This window comes from Agrobacterium sp. 6Ca8 (genome assembly GCF_055382765.1).
The window spans coordinates 1,059,999-1,076,311 of sequence record NZ_AP026433.1 but is presented as its reverse complement, the minus strand read 5'-3'; the positions used below and the strand labels follow the sequence as shown (position 1 = coordinate 1,076,311).

14 protein-coding genes are annotated in these 16,313 nt (G+C 58.5%); 2 read left to right on the top strand and 12 right to left on the bottom strand.

Annotated features, from left to right (window positions below; all coding sequences use genetic code 11):
- Nucleotides 1-239: 239 nt before the first annotated feature.
- The gene (locus ACZ5A6_RS05355; protein ID WP_174061423.1) at nt 240-923 is read left to right on the top strand and encodes a glutathione S-transferase family protein; all 684 of its coding nucleotides are present in this window, start codon (nt 240-242) and stop codon (nt 921-923) included.
- Between the two features lie 16 nt (nt 924-939).
- Here the strand turns inward: ACZ5A6_RS05355 and ACZ5A6_RS05350 are convergent, their stop codons facing one another.
- On the bottom strand, nt 940-3,375 hold the full coding sequence (locus ACZ5A6_RS05350; RefSeq protein WP_174061424.1) for a ComEC/Rec2 family competence protein: 2,436 nt from the start codon (nt 3,373-3,375) through the stop codon (nt 940-942).
- Between the two features lie 306 nt (nt 3,376-3,681).
- On the opposite strand from ACZ5A6_RS05350, the gene gltA reads away from it, so the two are divergent.
- Nucleotides 3,682-4,971: a citrate synthase gene (gene gltA, locus ACZ5A6_RS05345; RefSeq protein WP_003496202.1), complete on the top strand. Its 1,290-nt coding sequence runs from the start codon at nt 3,682-3,684 to the stop codon at nt 4,969-4,971.
- A 130-nt stretch (nt 4,972-5,101) separates the two neighbouring features.
- Here gltA and lpxB read toward each other — a convergent pair whose 3' ends face one another.
- From lpxB to pyrH, 11 genes are all read right to left on the bottom strand, one after another.
- Nucleotides 5,102-6,283 (bottom strand): lipid-A-disaccharide synthase, encoded by a 1,182-nt coding sequence (gene lpxB / locus ACZ5A6_RS05340; RefSeq protein ID WP_174061425.1) that lies wholly within the window; start codon nt 6,281-6,283, stop codon nt 5,102-5,104.
- Nucleotides 6,280-7,161 (bottom strand): LpxI family protein, encoded by an 882-nt coding sequence (locus ACZ5A6_RS05335; protein WP_003512855.1) that lies wholly within the window; start codon nt 7,159-7,161, stop codon nt 6,280-6,282. The genes lpxB and ACZ5A6_RS05335 overlap by 4 nt, the downstream gene beginning before the upstream one ends.
- Nucleotides 7,162-7,164: 3 nt before the next feature.
- A complete protein-coding gene (gene lpxA / locus ACZ5A6_RS05330) occupies nt 7,165-7,980 on the bottom strand; it encodes an acyl-ACP--UDP-N-acetylglucosamine O-acyltransferase (RefSeq protein ID WP_174061426.1) in 816 nt (271 codons plus the stop codon).
- Nucleotides 7,977-8,444: a 3-hydroxyacyl-ACP dehydratase FabZ gene (fabZ, locus tag ACZ5A6_RS05325; RefSeq protein WP_111803668.1), complete on the bottom strand. Its 468-nt coding sequence runs from the start codon at nt 8,442-8,444 to the stop codon at nt 7,977-7,979. Before fabZ ends, lpxA begins: the two co-directional genes overlap by 4 nt.
- The gene (gene lpxD, locus ACZ5A6_RS05320) at nt 8,437-9,504 is read right to left on the bottom strand and encodes a UDP-3-O-(3-hydroxymyristoyl)glucosamine N-acyltransferase (protein WP_003512851.1); all 1,068 of its coding nucleotides are present in this window, start codon (nt 9,502-9,504) and stop codon (nt 8,437-8,439) included. The genes fabZ and lpxD overlap by 8 nt, the downstream gene beginning before the upstream one ends.
- 49 nt (nt 9,505-9,553) lie before the next feature.
- Entirely contained in the window at nt 9,554-11,878 is a 2,325-nt protein-coding gene (gene bamA, locus ACZ5A6_RS05315) for an outer membrane protein assembly factor BamA (RefSeq protein ID WP_174061427.1), read from the bottom strand.
- A gap of 199 nt (nt 11,879-12,077) precedes the next feature.
- Nucleotides 12,078-13,199 carry an RIP metalloprotease RseP gene (gene rseP, locus ACZ5A6_RS05310; RefSeq protein ID WP_174061622.1) on the bottom strand — a complete coding sequence of 374 codons (1,122 nt, stop codon included), beginning with the start codon at nt 13,197-13,199 and terminating at the stop codon, nt 12,078-12,080.
- A gap of 49 nt (nt 13,200-13,248) precedes the next feature.
- Nucleotides 13,249-14,082 (bottom strand): phosphatidate cytidylyltransferase, encoded by an 834-nt coding sequence (locus tag ACZ5A6_RS05305; RefSeq protein ID WP_003512845.1) that lies wholly within the window; start codon nt 14,080-14,082, stop codon nt 13,249-13,251.
- Nucleotides 14,082-14,825 carry an isoprenyl transferase gene (locus tag ACZ5A6_RS05300; protein WP_174061428.1) on the bottom strand — a complete coding sequence of 248 codons (744 nt, stop codon included), beginning with the start codon at nt 14,823-14,825 and terminating at the stop codon, nt 14,082-14,084. Before ACZ5A6_RS05300 ends, ACZ5A6_RS05305 begins: the two co-directional genes overlap by 1 nt.
- Nucleotides 14,826-14,889: 64 nt before the next feature.
- Nucleotides 14,890-15,447, bottom strand: a complete 558-nt coding sequence (gene frr / locus ACZ5A6_RS05295) for a ribosome recycling factor (RefSeq protein WP_003512840.1) — start codon at nt 15,445-15,447, stop codon at nt 14,890-14,892.
- 66 nt (nt 15,448-15,513) lie between these two features.
- Nucleotides 15,514-16,236: a UMP kinase gene (gene pyrH / locus ACZ5A6_RS05290; protein ID WP_035218853.1), complete on the bottom strand. Its 723-nt coding sequence runs from the start codon at nt 16,234-16,236 to the stop codon at nt 15,514-15,516.
- Nucleotides 16,237-16,313: the final 77 nt, after the last annotated feature.

Sequence of the window (16,313 nt, the reverse complement as noted above, 5' to 3'; positions counted from 1 at the left end):
AATGGGCTGCTCGCTGTAATTGTCGAAGCGATCACATCCGCTGTTTTTTAGCGACGTTGTTCTGTCGTGTTGCGCAGTCAGTTTTAGTCGTCACCAAAGGGTGACTTATCGCAAGGCGCGCTCTCGGCGACCCCACATCACCATTCATCAACGGCGTTTATGGGAGCCATGGATAATTTTCGATATTCCGTGAACGCTTGGCAGGTGTAGAAATACGCGTCATATCCGGGAGATACGCCATGTACGATCTTTATATAGCCAACAAGAACTATTCTTCATGGTCGCTACGGCCGTGGGTATTGATGCGCACGCTCGGTATCGCCTTTGATGAAAAGCTCATTCCGTTCGGCGAAGGCGTCTCCTTCTCCTCCTTTTCGCCGACGGGCAAGGTGCCCTGCCTGGTCGATGAGGGTATGACGGTTTGGGAAACGCTTTCGATCGTCGAATATCTTGCTGAAAGACACCAGGGTGTCTGGGCAAGCGACAAGCATGCCAGGGCCTGGTCGCGTTCGGCCGCAAGTGAGATGCATGCCGGCTTTTCCTCGCTGCGCAATCTCTATCCCATGTCGGTGGGCATTCGGGTCAAACCCAGGGGCGGCGATGCCGGGCTTAAAGCCGATATAAAGCGGATCGATGCGTTGTGGAGCGAGGGTCTCACAAAATTCGGCGGGCCATATCTTGCCGGTCAAAAGTTCACGGCGGTCGATGCTTTCTTCTGCCCGGTTGCATTCCGTTTCCAGACCTATGGCAGTGCGGATCTTTCGCCAGCAGCGAAAGCCTATTGCGACCGGCTGCTCACCCTGCCTGCCATGCAAGAATGGTACGAGGCCGGTTTGAAGGAGAGCTGGCGCGACGCTGGTCATGAAGAGGAAGTTGGCGAGATCGGCGAATTGACTGAAGATTTGCGCGCCAAGACCCGTTGATCCATGCTGGCGGCAGTCATTGCGACGCCGCCAGCAGCCGGATGATGGGCTGCGGCAGATCACGGTCGAAACGTCCGCTTTTCCAGTCGTAATAACGGTGCTGGCTCCAGGGCCTGTCCGTTCCGGCGATTGCGGCGCGCAGCCCGCTCGCCACACCCTCCTCCCTCTTGTCAGCAAAATCTATTTCCACAGAACCGAGACGCCGCAAGATGTCACGGCTGAGCAGGAGTGCACCCGAGCGGCACTGCGAAAAAGAGGTTCTGCGGGAAACAACGACGATATCGGCAATATCGCAGGCTTTTCCGGCGAAGCGGCCATCTTCCAGAACGACGATCCATTCTCCGCTCGCGGCGCTCGCTACGCACCATATGTCTTTCCTGCAGGTGAAGACGCCAGCTTTGGCGTCTTTGAGCGCCGCCGTCATCTCGCGTACCACCACAGCCATGTCTTTGGGCGACAGTTTCGATCTCGAGTCAGAACCAGCAGTATTTGCCGTGCTCTCGCCATTTATAAAACCCGGCGGCACGGTTTTTTCCGGCAGCAGCAGCGCCCTTTGCCACTGGCCGTAAACGAAGCTCTGCGGACGGGCTTTTGTGGTTGAGACCTTGCCGTCCTCCAGGAGTGCCACCAATTCGCCGTCCTCGTGAATCAATAGATCCGGCAGATCACGATAGGCCGTAACTGCCGACACGCCGAAGGCCAAGAGCAGAAACGGGATGCCAAGAAGCGCAAGCCGGCTGCGCAGCAATGTCAGCAGCAGGAAACCCACCGAAGCCAAACCGATAAACCAGCCATGCGGACGCCCAGTCGCTGCGCTGCCGCCCCAGGAGGCCACCTCGTTTGCAACCTCGATGACGAGTGCCATGCCATAACCCATGATCTTCAGGAACGGCGCGTCGAGCCCGAAGGGCATCAGCAGCATGGCGAGAAGAGCGAATGGCATGACGATCAGCGACATGAGCGGCATTGCAGCCAGATTGGCGAACAGTCCATAGGTGGTGACACGGTGAAAATGTTCGGCCGAATAGATCGCCGTAGAAAGGCCCCCGATCAGCGACGTCGTGATAACGCCGCCAATGACCGCGCCCATCATTTCCGCCACCTTCAGCCATGCGGGCTTGCGCCCGATGAACAGCCGTTCGCGGTCCGTGCGCCAACGGCTCCAGAAGGCATAGGCGGAAACAAGCGCTATGGTGGCCGCAAATGACATCTGAAAACTCGGACCCATGATTTCCGAGGGCGAGAAAGCCAGAATGATCAGGGCGGAAATGGCTACGTTTCTGAGGCTGAGTGATGGTTGATCGAAAAGGACCGCGATCAGCATCACAGACATCATCAGCCAGGCACGCTCGGCGGAAACGGCAAAACCGGAAATCAGATAATAGGCAAGCGTCATCAGCAGTGCCGCGAAAGCCGCGATCTTCTTGACCGGCCAGCGCTGCGCAAAGGCGGGAAACAGGCTGAAGGCCAGTCTCAGGCCAACAAAGAATATGCCGGAGGCCAGTGCCATGTTGAGCCCGGATATGGCAACGATATGGGCAAGGCCGGAGAGCCGCAACGCCTCCATCGTCTCCGCCGATATGGCCTGTCTCTCATCGGTGATGATGGAGGCGGCGAAGGCTCCGGCATCACCGCCGATGGTGGTGCGGATGCGTTCGGCAATTGCGCTGCGAAGGCCGTAAAGCCGCATATCGGCCCATTCCAACCAACCCTTTTCAGGCCTTGCGTCACCAACGGGTGATACAAGCGCATCCGGTGATTTATAAAAGAAACCGGTCGCGCCTATGCCTTTGAAATAGGACGTGAAGGCGAAGTCGTTCAGTCCCGGCAAGGCCGGGCCGGACGGCGGCGAGAGGCGGACCTTGCCGCGAAGGGTTGCGCCGAGTGCGATCGGCTCGCCTCCGCCACGCGAAAGCACTGATATCCTCTGCGGCGGACGCGACAATGTCGGGTCCGCTGTTGCGGTCAGATCGACGACATATCGCCAGTAGCCGCGTGCATCGACCTCCCGGCGCGCCACGGTGCCGGTGATGGTGGTGGTCACGGGGGTATCCAGCACCACGGTCCCTACCCGTCGGGTTTCGAAATCTGCCAGAAGCATGCCGAGCAATAGAAAAGCGAAGGGGCCGCAAACCGCCGCCGCAATGCCAGCCTTGTATCTCACAAAGAGCGCCAGAACGGCGACAAAAAGAAATGTGGCAATCAAAACGACCGGGGAAGGCGTGGCATCTAGAGAAAACCAGAGTACCGCGCCGCAGCCGATGGAAACGGGAATGAAAAGAAAATCGTGGCCGAATGCGCGCTCCTCGGCCAGGCACGTGGCGATTTTTTCGGCCAAGGTAGTGTTGCGGTTAATCTCGGGAATAATGGCGGGAGTGTCATATGTTGCCGCATCACTGCTTCGGCGGAGAGGAAACAGAATTTCCCGCGTGCCGGGCAAGTCTCCCTGCATCGTTTTAGCATATTCGAAATGCTGTTTTTCCCCTTGACCGAGCAATCCCCACCGCCCCTTGCCGCACCAAAAACAGGTTTGCAGACCAGCGCTGGGGATTGCAATCCTTTACTTTAACGATGCGTTGACCGAGATTGAATTGCTGCTGCCGGGAAAGCCTGAAGCAACGCGATTGCGTTTGCCGCAATGCACAATTTGACCTTTGGATAGCTTGGCATCCGCGCAAGGATCATATAGCTAATCGGTAGACGCTTAACCGCGGGGCGTATCTCAACGCCCCCACCCGCATGTTTTCGGAGGATCAGTATGACGGAAAAAAGCGCTACAGTGACACTTGGCGAAAAACAGGTCGAACTCCCGGTCAGGGAAGGCACGATTGGACCAAGCGTCGTCGATATCGCCACGCTGTACAAGCACACGGGCTCCTTCACCTACGACCCCGGCTTCACCTCGACAGCCTCCTGCGAATCCAAGATCACCTATATCGATGGTGACGAAGGCGTTCTTCTGCACCGCGGCTTCCCCATTGAGCAGCTTGCCGAACAGGGCGACTTCCTGGAAACCTGCTATCTGCTGCTTTACGGCGAATTGCCGACGGCTGCGCAGAAGAAGGACTTCGACACCCGCGTAACGCGCCACACCATGGTGCACGAGCAGATGAGCCGCTTCTTCACCGGCTACCGTCGCGACGCACATCCGATGGCTGTCATGTGCGGCACGGTCGGCGCGCTCTCGGCCTTCTATCACGACTCGACCGACATTACGGATCCGCACCAGCGCATGGTCGCTTCGCTGCGGATGATCGCGAAAATGCCGACGATCGCCGCCATGGCCTACAAGTACCATATCGGCCAGCCCTTCGTTTACCCGAAGAACGACCTCGATTACGCTTCCAACTTCCTGCACATGTGCTTTGCCGTGCCTTGCGAAGAGTACAAGGTCGATCCGGTTCTGGCCCGTGCCATGGACCGCATCTTCATCCTGCATGCGGATCACGAGCAGAACGCTTCCACCTCCACGGTGCGTCTTGCCGGTTCGTCGGGTGCAAACCCGTTCGCCTGTATTGCAGCGGGCATCGCCTGCCTCTGGGGTCCGGCACATGGCGGCGCCAACGAAGCGGCGCTCAACATGCTCAACGAAATCGGCACGGTTGACCGCATTCCGGAATATATTGCCCGCGCCAAGGACAAGAACGATCCGTTCCGCCTGATGGGCTTTGGCCACCGCGTGTACAAGAACTACGACCCGCGCGCCAAGATCATGCAGAAGACGATGTACGAAGTGCTGGAAGCCACCGGCAACTCCGACGATCCGATCATGCAGGTCGCGCTCGAACTCGAAAAGATCGCTCTTTCCGATCCTTATTTCGTCGAGAAGAAGCTGTACCCGAACGTCGACTTCTATTCGGGTATCACGCTGAAGGCGCTTGGCTTCCCCACGACCATGTTTACCGTGCTGTTCGCACTGGCCCGCACCGTCGGCTGGATCGCGCAGTGGAACGAAATGATCGAGGATCCGCAGCAGCGCATCGGCCGTCCGCGCCAGCTCTACACGGGCGCCGGCAAGCGTGACTACGTTCCGGTTTCCAAGCGTTAAGCCGGGAAACCAACCAACATAAAAAAGCCGGCGGGTTTTATCCGCCGGCTTTTTTGTTGGATATGATCATCGAGAAGAATAGCGAAACCTGCCCTGCCGACCCCAGGAAGCAGACAGGATCGCTACCGGTTCAGCCTTGCCGCTTGCGGCTGTTCAGCACATCGAGAAGTATAAGGGCGCCGGTTTCGCCAGGAGGCACTTCTGTGTGCAAACGCTCCTGCACAAGAGCATAGCCTTCCAGCATCGCCCGCCGTTCGGTGGTGTCGGATGAGAGCCGTTCGGCCCAGCGCAACATCGACCCTGCCCGTACCACCTCGTTGAAATATTCCGGCACCACGACATAGTCGGCAATCAGGTTCGGAAGCGCACCTGTCCAGGTTTTCACCCGCTTGCTCAGCATCGTGAAAATCCAGTCGGTCTTGTAGACCGATATGGTTGGTACGCCGACGAGCGCGAGTTCGAGAATAACGGTGCCGGACGCGGCAATCGCCGCATCGGCGCGCGCAAATGCATTCCACTTGAAGGCGGGATCGATGCCGATTTCAGGCCTGATATCCTGCGGCCATGTTGCTGCCAGTTCGCGGATGCGGTTTTCCTGGCGCGGCACTGTCGGCAGCAGAAACTTCGTCGGGCCGTTGCGCTCGACATATGCTTTTGCCGCTTCCTGAAACGGCTCCATCAACCGGGTCGTTTCGGTGGAACGTGACCCCGGCAGGAGCAGAATGGTTTTCGGTTCGCCGTTGGCAGGCAGGAGCCGCTCAGCCCGCCTCTGCCGCACGGAGAGCACGTCTTGATCGACGCTGAGGCGATGGCCGACAAAGGTTGTCGGCGGGCCGCCGAGACGCCGCATCGCCTCCGGCTCGAATGGAAGCAGGGCCAGAACGTGATCGACATAGGACAACATCGCGGTGGCGCGATATTCCTTCCACGCCCAGACGCTGGGGCAGACATAATTGACAACCGGCAGATGCGGCAATTGTTTGCGTACTTTTTTCGCAACACGATGGGTGAAATCCGGGCTGTCGATGATCAGCAGAATATCCGGCTTGGCGACAATGATTGCCTGCGCGGTCTGGTTGATCCGCGAAATCAGCTTCGGCAGCTTCTTCAGAACCTGCGTGAAGCCCATGATGGAGAGTTCGGAATAATCGAACAGCGAAACCAGCCCCTGCGCCTCCAGAGCCTCACCGCCGACGCCCATCAGCTCGACAGGACCCGAGTAATGGCCTTTCAGGGACCGGATGAGATCGGCGCCCAGAAGATCGCCGGATACCTCGCCGGCTATAACCGCCACCTTCAACGTTGCCGTCATCCCACCATGTCTCCGCCCATCATGTCTTCACCGAGTGACGTATCTATACCGCAGACGAATATGCCGGCCTGATCTGCTGCCTTCAACATCTCATCGCGATCAAGTACCAGCGCGCGCCCGGCTTCAACGGCGATCCCCGCCAGCCCGGCCTTATGCGCGTTCTCAACCGTTTCCACGCCGATGGTCGGCAAGTCAGCGCGGATATCCTGCTGCGGCTTGCAGAGCTTCACCAGAACACCCTTGCGACGGGTCGAGATGCGGCCCTCAGCGCGTAATGCCGCGACACGCGCCAGCATCGCGTCTGTGCCCTCGACGCCCTCCAGTGCAACGATACGGCCGCCAACGGCGACTGCACCCTGCCCGACATCAAGCGTGCCGAGTGCCAGTGCGGCTTGCGCGGCCTTGCGTATGTCGCGCAGATCGTCTTCAGCAGGTTTATGCGCACCGAAAGGGCCGGTCGTCGCAAGCAGACCGGGTGCGATCTCGTGGGCGCCAATGACTTTTGCCCCAAGCGTGCCGATGACCTTGATGACCATCTGTAAAACGGCGTCATCGCCGCTCGACAGCAGGGTGCGGACGATGGATGGCAGTTTCAGCAATATGCCGATCGTGGGGCGGATTTCCCGCCATTCAGGGCGCCGCGCCACGGCTCCGGAAAGCACGACGCGGTCCACCTGGTTTTCGCGCAGCAGACGACCAAGCCCGGCGACATCGCCGACGCTAATCACCGCATTGTCGAAACCGCTCCAGTCAAACTGGGAATCATCGCGTAGCTGTACAATGAAGGGGTTCTCCCCCATCTCGCGCGCAGCCGCCGCGACATGCAGCGGCAGCTGACCGCTGCCGGCCACGATGGCGAGACGCCCGCCGCCTGTCACGGCTCACTTGCCCCGGTTTGGCGAAGAAAGCGCGCGGTCGCTGTCCGCACCGATGAAATCGAGGATTTCGATGACCTGGGGGCAATCGAGATATTCTGCGCGGTCAATCGCAGCCGCATTGCTGCGGATGGCGCCTTCGCCTTCGAAGATCTGCTTGAAGACGCGCCTGACCTTGTGAATATCCGCGCGGTCGATACCGGAACGCGTCATGCCAACGACATTCAGCCCGCCGAGAATGCCGGGATTACCGTTCAGCATGCCATAGGGAATGACGTCATAATTGACCGCCGACAACCCGCCGATAAAGGCCTGACGACCGATTCGAGTGAACTGGTGCACGGCACAGCCGCCGCCCAGGATAGCGCGGTCCTCAATGGTGACATGTCCCGCCAGCATCACATTGTTCGACAGGATGATATGGCTGCCGAGGCGACAATCATGCGCCACATGCGAATTGGCGAGGAACAGGTTGTCATCGCCGACAATCGTCTTGCCGCTGCCGTCGGAGCTGCCCGCATTCATCGTTACGCCTTCGCGCATGATGCAGCGGGCACCGATCTCGAGCGTCGTTTCCGAGCCATCGTGGCGAATTGCCTGCGGTGTACCGCCAATAACTGCCATTGGATGGATGACCGAACCACGGCCAATGACGGTGAGACCGGAGACGACGGCATGATTGTGCAGCGTGACATCGTCTTGCAGCGTAACTTTCGCGCCGACATAGCTCAGGGCACCGATGACGACATTTTCACCGATAACCGCGCCGTCTTCGACAACGGCGGTCGGGTGAATTTTTGCCGAAGCCGCGATAGTGCTCATTGCTGGTCCTCGGGGATCATCATCGCACCGACGTCAGCTTCCGCCACCAGCGCGCCTTCGACCTTGGCCTCGCAATGAAATTTGAAGACATTGCCCCGCTGGCGCTGCTTGACCACGTGAATTTCCAGACGATCGCCGGGAACGACGGGTCTGCGGAAGCGCGCGTTGTCGATTGTCATGAAATAGACGAGATAACCGCCCTCACCCTGGCTGCGGGCGCAGATCGCACCTGCCGTCTGGGCCATGGCCTCGACGATCAAAACGCCCGGCATTATCGGGCGATCCGGGAAATGACCGGTGAAATGCGGTTCGTTGACCGTCACGTTCTTGATGCCAATCGCCGAATTATTACCATCGATCTCGATGATCTTGTCGATGAGCAAGAACGGGTAACGATGCGGCAAAAGCTTCATGACTTCCAGAATGTCAGCCGCGGCGAGCGTCGTCTTGGTTTCTTCAGCCATCGTTTTTTTCTCCTGTTTTTTTATCACGCCCTTCAGCGCGCGCCAGAATATCGGCCATGTCGCGCAGGAAATACTTCATCGGACGCGCTGGCGTCCCACCATAACGGGCGCCGGCCGGAACGTCGGCTACAACACCGCTCATCGCCGCAATCTGCACGCCGTCACCAATAGTGATATGGCCGTTGATACCCGCCGCGCCGCCGATCATCACACCATCGCCGATGCGGGTGCTGCCCGCAATGCCGACCTTGCTGACGATGCCGCAATGGCGGCCGATGCGGACGTTGTGGCCGATCTGAACCTGATTGTCGATCTTGGTACCTTCGCCGATGACCGTGTCGTCCATCGTGCCACGGTCGATCGTCGTATTAGCGCCGATCTCAACATTATCCTGAATGATAACCCGGCCGATCTGCACGATCTTCAGCATGCCGCGCGGACCGGGCGCATAACCGAACCCGTCCTGACCGATGCGCGCTCCGTTGTGAATAATCACATTGTTGCCGATGAGAGCGGCAAGAATGCTCGCGCCGCCGGCAATCGTGCAATCACGCCCCACCTGAACATCCGCGCCGATGATGACACCAGGCCCGATCCGCGTACCGGCGCCGATATGGGCACCAGCGCCAATCACGGCGAGCGGCTCGACAATCACGCCAGCTTCCAGCTTTGCAGACGGATCGACATGCGCGGTATGGGAAACTTCAGCTTCCATCACCACAATCGTACCGGGACGCATCGCGGCGGGATGCAACAAGGCACCTACCTGCGCAAAAAGCGTGTGCGGGTTTTTCGATATCAGCGCCGGGATGTGAGACGGCAGCATATCCGCAAGTGCGGCGTCACAAATGACGGCGCCAGCCTCACAGGTCGGCAACTCATCGCGGTTTTTGCGAGAAAGAATATAGCAGAGCTGGTCGGGTTTTGCCCGGTAGACCGGCGCAACGGACCTGATGATCCGTTCTCCCGCCGCCTCATCAGACAGTTCCGCCCCAAAACGGTCTGCGATGTCTTTCAATCGCAGTCCCTCGTGGGGCGGAAAAAACGCGTTGTATTCCATTAGCCGGACACTCCAGAACGTTCAAAGTTGCAGTTCTGGACTGCCGATATCAGAAAGTGTTGGACATGCCAAACCGGAAACGCTGTTCCTCGTCGTAGTCTTCCTTGGCGATCGGAACCGCATAGTCGACGCGGATCGGGCCGAAGGGCGATGCCCACATCACGCCGATACCGGCGGATGCGCGGATGGAGTTGTCATCCTTCACGCCTGCGCTGTTGGCAACCTTGTTGCCGTACAGCGTACCGGCATCGACGAAACCGGCGAGACGAAGGCCGAAATCTTCCGGAACACCTGGCATCGGAGCCGTGACTTCAGCAGAAGCCGCGAAGTAGGTCGTGCCGCCGATGGAGTCGGAACCGATACGCGGGCCAATACCATCGTTCTTGAAGCCGCGAACCTGACGACCACCGAACTTGAACTGATCGAACACCAGCAGATTGTCGCCCGTCGGAACCACGTGACCCGCCTGACCGGTGAGCGAGCCGATAACGTCGTACTCATCCGAAAGCGTGTAGTAGAAGCGCGCCTTGGCGTAGATCTTGTAATATTCGGAATCGCCGCCGAGGCCTGCAAATTCGTTCGTCAAGGCAGCCTGCCAGCCTTCGCGCGGCATGTTGCGGTCGTCGAGCGTATTGTAGTTCAGCGTGTTGGAGATGATGGACTGTGTCCAGTCACCGCCACGGATCAGAGCCTTATAGGGCTCGGCAAGATTGCTGCCGGTTTCCCAATCGCCCTCACCGTCGTAGTTGAGCTGCTTGTAGGTGTACTTGAACGTCGTCGAGAGGTTCTCGGTGATCGGAGCCGTCACGCGCAGTGCGAAGCCCTGCTCGTCGTAATCGTAATAGTCTTCGCTGCGGCTCTGGCTCTTGAACAGGTCGAAACCTGCGGCCAGACGGTAACCAAGGAAATACGGCTCGGTGAAGGACAGCGTGTAGCTGCGTGCATCGTCTTCACCCGCACCGGCGGCGAGACGAATGTACTGGCCACGACCGAGGAAGTTCTTCTCTTCGATCGATGCTTCAAGCAGCACACCGTCGTTCTGCGAGTAACCCGCACCGATACCGAACGAACCAGTCGACTGATCTTCCACGTCGACAACGATGACGACGCGATCAGGCGCGCTGCCGCCGGCAGTCGAGACATTGACCTTCGAGAAATAACCGAGCGCTTCAAGACGGCGCTTGGCAGCCGTGATGACCGTCTGGTTGAAAGCATCGCCTTCGGAAATATCGAACTCGCGGCGAATGACGTAGTCACGCGTACGCGTGTTGCCACGGATTTCGATACGCTCGACATAGGCGCGCTCGCCCTGATCGACGATATAGGTCACACCGATAGTGTTACCGGACATATCGCGGTCGCCGCGCGGCGTTACACGGGCGAAAGGATACCCCTCACCGGCAACGCGCTTGGAAATCGCTTCCATGCTCTGCTGGACTTCCTTGGCGCTGTAGCTAGCGCCCTGGCGGGTTTCCACGAGACCCTGAAGCTCGGAGCTGTCAATACCCGGAACAGTCGATTCGACTGCGACGTTGCCGAAGTCGTACTTCTTGCCTTCGTCGACCGTGATGGAGATGGTGTATTCGTTCTTGGACTCATCAAGCACCGCGTCGGACGACACGACCCGGAAGTCGGCATAACCACGGTTGTAGTAGAACTGGCGCAGCGCCTCTTCGTCGGCGCGCAGCTTGTCCTCGTTATAGACGTCCTTGCGTGTCAGGAACGACAGCATGTTGGACTTCTTGGTATTGATGACAGCGGCCAGACGACCGTCGCTATAGGAATTGTTGCCGACAAAATCGATGCGGCCGATCTTCGTGCGCTCGCCTTCGTTAATGACGAAAGCGATGTTCACACGGCCCTGACCAACGGAAACGGTCTGGGTGGTGATTTCGACGTCGCTGCGGCCGATCGCGGAATAGGCTTCCTTGATGCGCGCGATATCGGCAGTAACGATTGCCTGATTGAACGGGCCGAGCGGCTGGGTCTGCACGACGCCAGCGAGCTTGTCGTCCTTGATCTTGCGGTTACCGTTGAAAACCACCTGATTGACGAGCTGGTTTTCGTTGACCGTTACAACCAGCGTGCTGCCGGAAACGCGCATGGAGACATTCGAGAAGTAACCGGTGGCGTAAAGACGCTTCACCGATTCATCGATGTCCGAATTGGAAAAGTTCTTACCCGGCGCAATGGTAATGTTGGAGCGTACGGAGTCCGCACCGGATCTCTCAGCGCCACGAACATCAATCTTGCTGATGACGGCTGCATTCGCAACACCAGCAGAGGCAAGCACGCCGAGGCCCGCAACCGAAGAAACACCAGCAGACAGCGCAACCGCCGACACCGCGTTCAAAAATCTTGAACCAGCCTTCATTTCAATTCTTACCTTTTTACGTTGTCCCTCAGCGGGCGGAACCCGACTCCGGCCATGTGCGTCGTTTTACCTGCTTTTCCCCTACAAGCAAGTCAGAACGTTAAATTCTGTTTACTTCGTGATCCAGAGTGGCGCATTCGCCACTTCGGGATAAAAACAGGGTAAACAATCGACTAACAAAACCGTTAAAACACTATCCTCAGCCAATCAAGCTGCTGATATCATTCCATGTTGCAAAAACCATAAGACCCAAAATCATTGCCATGCCGATACGGAACGCAACCTCCTGCGCACCGGCACCAAGCGGTCTGCCGCGGATGGCCTCGATTGCATAAAACACCAGATGTCCGCCGTCCAGAACCGGCACAGGCATCAGGTTCAAAAGACCGATCGATACGGAAAGAACCGCTGCAAGCTGGATGACGGCCGAAATACCGAGCGTCGCCATCTGGCCCGAAGCCTGTGCGACGCGGACGGGACCGCCCAGTTGATCGGCGTTCATGCGCCCGGTCACGAGGTTACCGATGTAGTTGATAGTACCGGTGATGACGTGGCCCGTTTCACGCACGCCCTCAAGCAGCGCCTCAGACGGCGAATACTCGATGTGGCGGAAATTGCCGCTATTCTGGTCGGTGACAATGCCGATGATGCCCATTTCCAGCTTGTTGCCGAACTGGTCCGTGGTTTCGGTGCGGGTCGGAACCATCGGCAGCTTCAGCTCCTCGCCTGCCCTTTCGACGGTCACGGTGATCGGCGTACCCGGACGGATGCCCACATAACGGCGTACGTCCTCGAACGTCTTGACCTTTTCACCGTCGATCGCAACGAGGCGGTCACCGGGGTGCACGCCGGCGGCCGCAGCCGCGCTGTTTTCACGCACTTCCGCCACGACCGGATCGGCGATCATACGGCCATAGACACCGAACAGGACCGCGAAGATGAGAATGGCGAGAATGAAATTGGCAATAGGTCCGGCGGCAACCGTCGCCGCCCTTTTCCACAGCTTAGCGCCGGAAAGCGTCTGCGCCCTCTCCTCAAGCGACATGTGCGACAGGCCGGAACTATCCGGCTTGCTGGACGCATCCTCGTCGCCGAAGAATTTTACATAGCCGCCGAGCGGTATGGCGGAAATCTTCCAGCGCGTGCCGTGCCTGTCGGTAAAGCCGATCAGCTCCGGGCCAAAACCGATGGAAAAGGCGGTGGAGCGAATGCCGCTCCAGCGGCCGACAAGGTAGTGGCCCATTTCATGGACGAAAACGAGCAGGGAAAGTACGAGGACGAAGGGCACGATATAGCCGGTCAGAAAACCGGTCGCCGCCATTATTGTGTTCATGACAATCTGCCCTTTATTTCATGACCTTGCGCGCCGATTAAAAGCCCGGCAACAGGCCGCCGCCCGATCCGGGCACGTCGCCGGTTGCCGCCGCATGCACGAAAGCAATGAGGAATACCGTAAAGCAGGCGAAAACAAGACCGTCAACCCGGTCCATGAAGCCGCCATGGCCGGGAATGAGATGGCTCGAATCCTTGACCTGAAAACGCCGTTTCACGAAGGATTCGAAGAGATCGCCTATCTGGCTGAACACCGAAAGAATGAGAGCGAGCCCAAGCAGCAGCAGGCTGATCCTGCCGTGATAGGCAAGAGACACCGCGCCGCCGCCGATCAATGCGGCCACCGCTCCGCCGATAGCGCCTGACCAAGTCTTGCCCGGTGAGATCGACGGCGCAAGCTTTGGCCCGCCGATGGCGCGCCCGACGAAATAAGCGAGAATATCCGTTGACCAGACGACCGCGAAAATGAACAGGATGGCGACGAAACCGGTCAGCTCATCGCCGCGAATGGCGGCCAGCGATATGCCGCTCAGACCCGCATAAACGATGCCGCCCACCAGCCACCAGTTTCTGCCACGCAGCACGGGAAAAAGTGCCGCCGTCAGCGTGAAGCCAGAGAGCAGAGGCAGGTCGAGCGAAGGTTCGCCGAAAATCGTGTTGCCGGCGATGACGGCAACCGCAAACCAGCCCCAGGCATTGCCGGTGGAATTGGTTTCCGACATGCGGGTGATTGTCGCCCATTCATAATAGATGAGGATCGCCAGCAGACCGGCCACGATGCGGAACAGAATACCGCCATACCAGGTCGCAGCCAAAATGACCGCCGCCATGACGATTGCGGATATGATCCGCAGTCTGAGTTCACGGCTCATCAGGCGCCTGCCACGGCAACATGCTCGGCCAGAGCGCCAAAACGGCGATCACGCGTTGCATATTGCTCGATTGCGGAAAAAAACCGCTGCCGGTCGAAGTCGGGCCAATATTCGGGAACGAACAGGAACTCGGAATAGGCAGCCTGCCAGAGCAGGAAGTTCGACAGCCGTTCCTCGCCGCTGGTGCGGATGATCAGATCAGGATCCGGTATTCCTGATGTATCGAGTCTGGCCGAAATAATCTCCGGCGTGATCGATTCTGCATCCAGCCGGCCTTCGGCGACATCGCGGGCAATAGCCATTGTCGCGCGGGCAATCTCGTCGCGGCTGCCGTAATTGAAGGCAATCACCAGCGTCAGCCTGGTGTTGTCAGCCGTCATGTGTTCCGCTTCTTCGAGAAGACTGCGGATATCGTTTTTCAGCCCCTGCCTATCGCCGATGATGCGTACACGCACGTTTTCGCGGTGCAGTTCCGCAAGGTCGCGCCTAATGAAAGCCTTCAAGAGCCCCATCAGGTCGCTGACCTCGGATTCGGGCCTGCGCCAGTTTTCCGACGAGAACGCGAAAAGTGTGAGGTAGCGGACACCGCAGTCGCCGGCCGCACGCACCGTTTCGCGCACAGCCTCGACCCCGCGGCGATGCCCCATCACGCGCGGAAGACCGCGCTGTTTTGCCCATCGCCCATTTCCATCCATGATGATGGCGACGTGCTCGGGTATTGAGGAACGTGTCGTCGTCGGCATATCGATCCAGTAACAGGCAGCGCGGAATTAAAACGAATAAAATACAGGTCTATCGCAAGCGATACTAGACCTGCATGATTTCCTTTTCCTTCTCGCCAAGCAAGCGCTCAATTTCCGAAATCGTGTCGTCGGTGATTTTCTGCACTTTTTCCGACTGTCCGCGGCTTTCGTCCTGACCGATATCACCGTCTTTTTCGGCTTTTTTCAGACCATCCATGCCATCGCGACGCACGTGACGAATCGCCACCTTGGACTTCTCGGCGTAGTCATGAGCTACCTTGACGAGCGATTTGCGGCGCTCCTCGTTGAGTTCTGGCAGCGGGATACGCAGGTTCTGACCATCAACGATCGGGTTGAGGCCGAGATTGGATTCGCGGATGGCACGGTCGACGGCGTTCACCATCGACTTGTCCCAGATGTTGACGCCGAGCATGCGCGGCTCCGGAACCGTGATGTTTGCGACCTGGTTTAGCGGAACGCGCGAGCCATAGGCCTCGATGGTCACCGGATCGAGAATGTTGGCCGAAGCGCGGCCGGTGCGCAGCGATGCGATATCGCTTTTGAATGCATTGATGGCACCATCCATGCGGCGCTTGATATCGTTGAGGTCAATACCACTCATCTTGATACTCCATCTCTATCGGCCGTGGCGGCCGGAATACGCCACAGGGGCGACATCGTTTTTTGATTATTTGTCGTGCACGATGGTCTTGCGGCCGCCGCCGGTCAATATCTGCGCGAAACCGCCCTTCTCGTGGATCGAGAAAACAATGATCGGGATGTGATTCTCGCGGGCAAGCGCGACAGCTGCAATATCCATGACTGCCAGTCCCTTGCCTAGCACTTCGCTGTGGGTCAGCTCGTCGAAACGGGTGGCTGCCGGGTCCTTTTTCGGATCGGCGGAATAGATGCCGTCCACCTGGGTGCCCTTGAAGATTGCTTCCGCACCCATTTCCGCGGCGCGCAGCGCTGCAGCGGAATCGGTTGTAAAGAAGGGGTTGCCCGTGCCGCCGGCAAAAATCACCACGCGGCCCTGCGCCAGATGGTGGAGCGCTGCACGCTGCGAGAAGCTCTCACAGATTTCCGGCATCGCGATTGCGGACAGAACGACGGTGTCAATGCTGAGCTTGCGCAGGGAGGTTGCGAGCGCCAGCGCGTTGATGACGGTGGCCAGCATGCCCATATGGTCGCCGGTAACGCGATCACCGCCCTTGGACGCCACGGCAACGCCGCGGAAAATATTGCCACCGCCGACGACAACGCCGACTTCAACGCCCATCGCCCTCGCCTCGGCAATATCGGAGGCGATACGGTCTGCAACCGCCACATCGATACCGAAACCCTGATCGCCCATAAGGGCTTCGCCGGAAGCCTTGAGAAGAACACGTTTGTAGATCGGCTTGGAAGACATCATGACTCCTCGGAAAGGTAACCGAAACGCGGATACACGAAGGGCACCGCGTTGTCACGCGATGCCCTCCCGTTTTC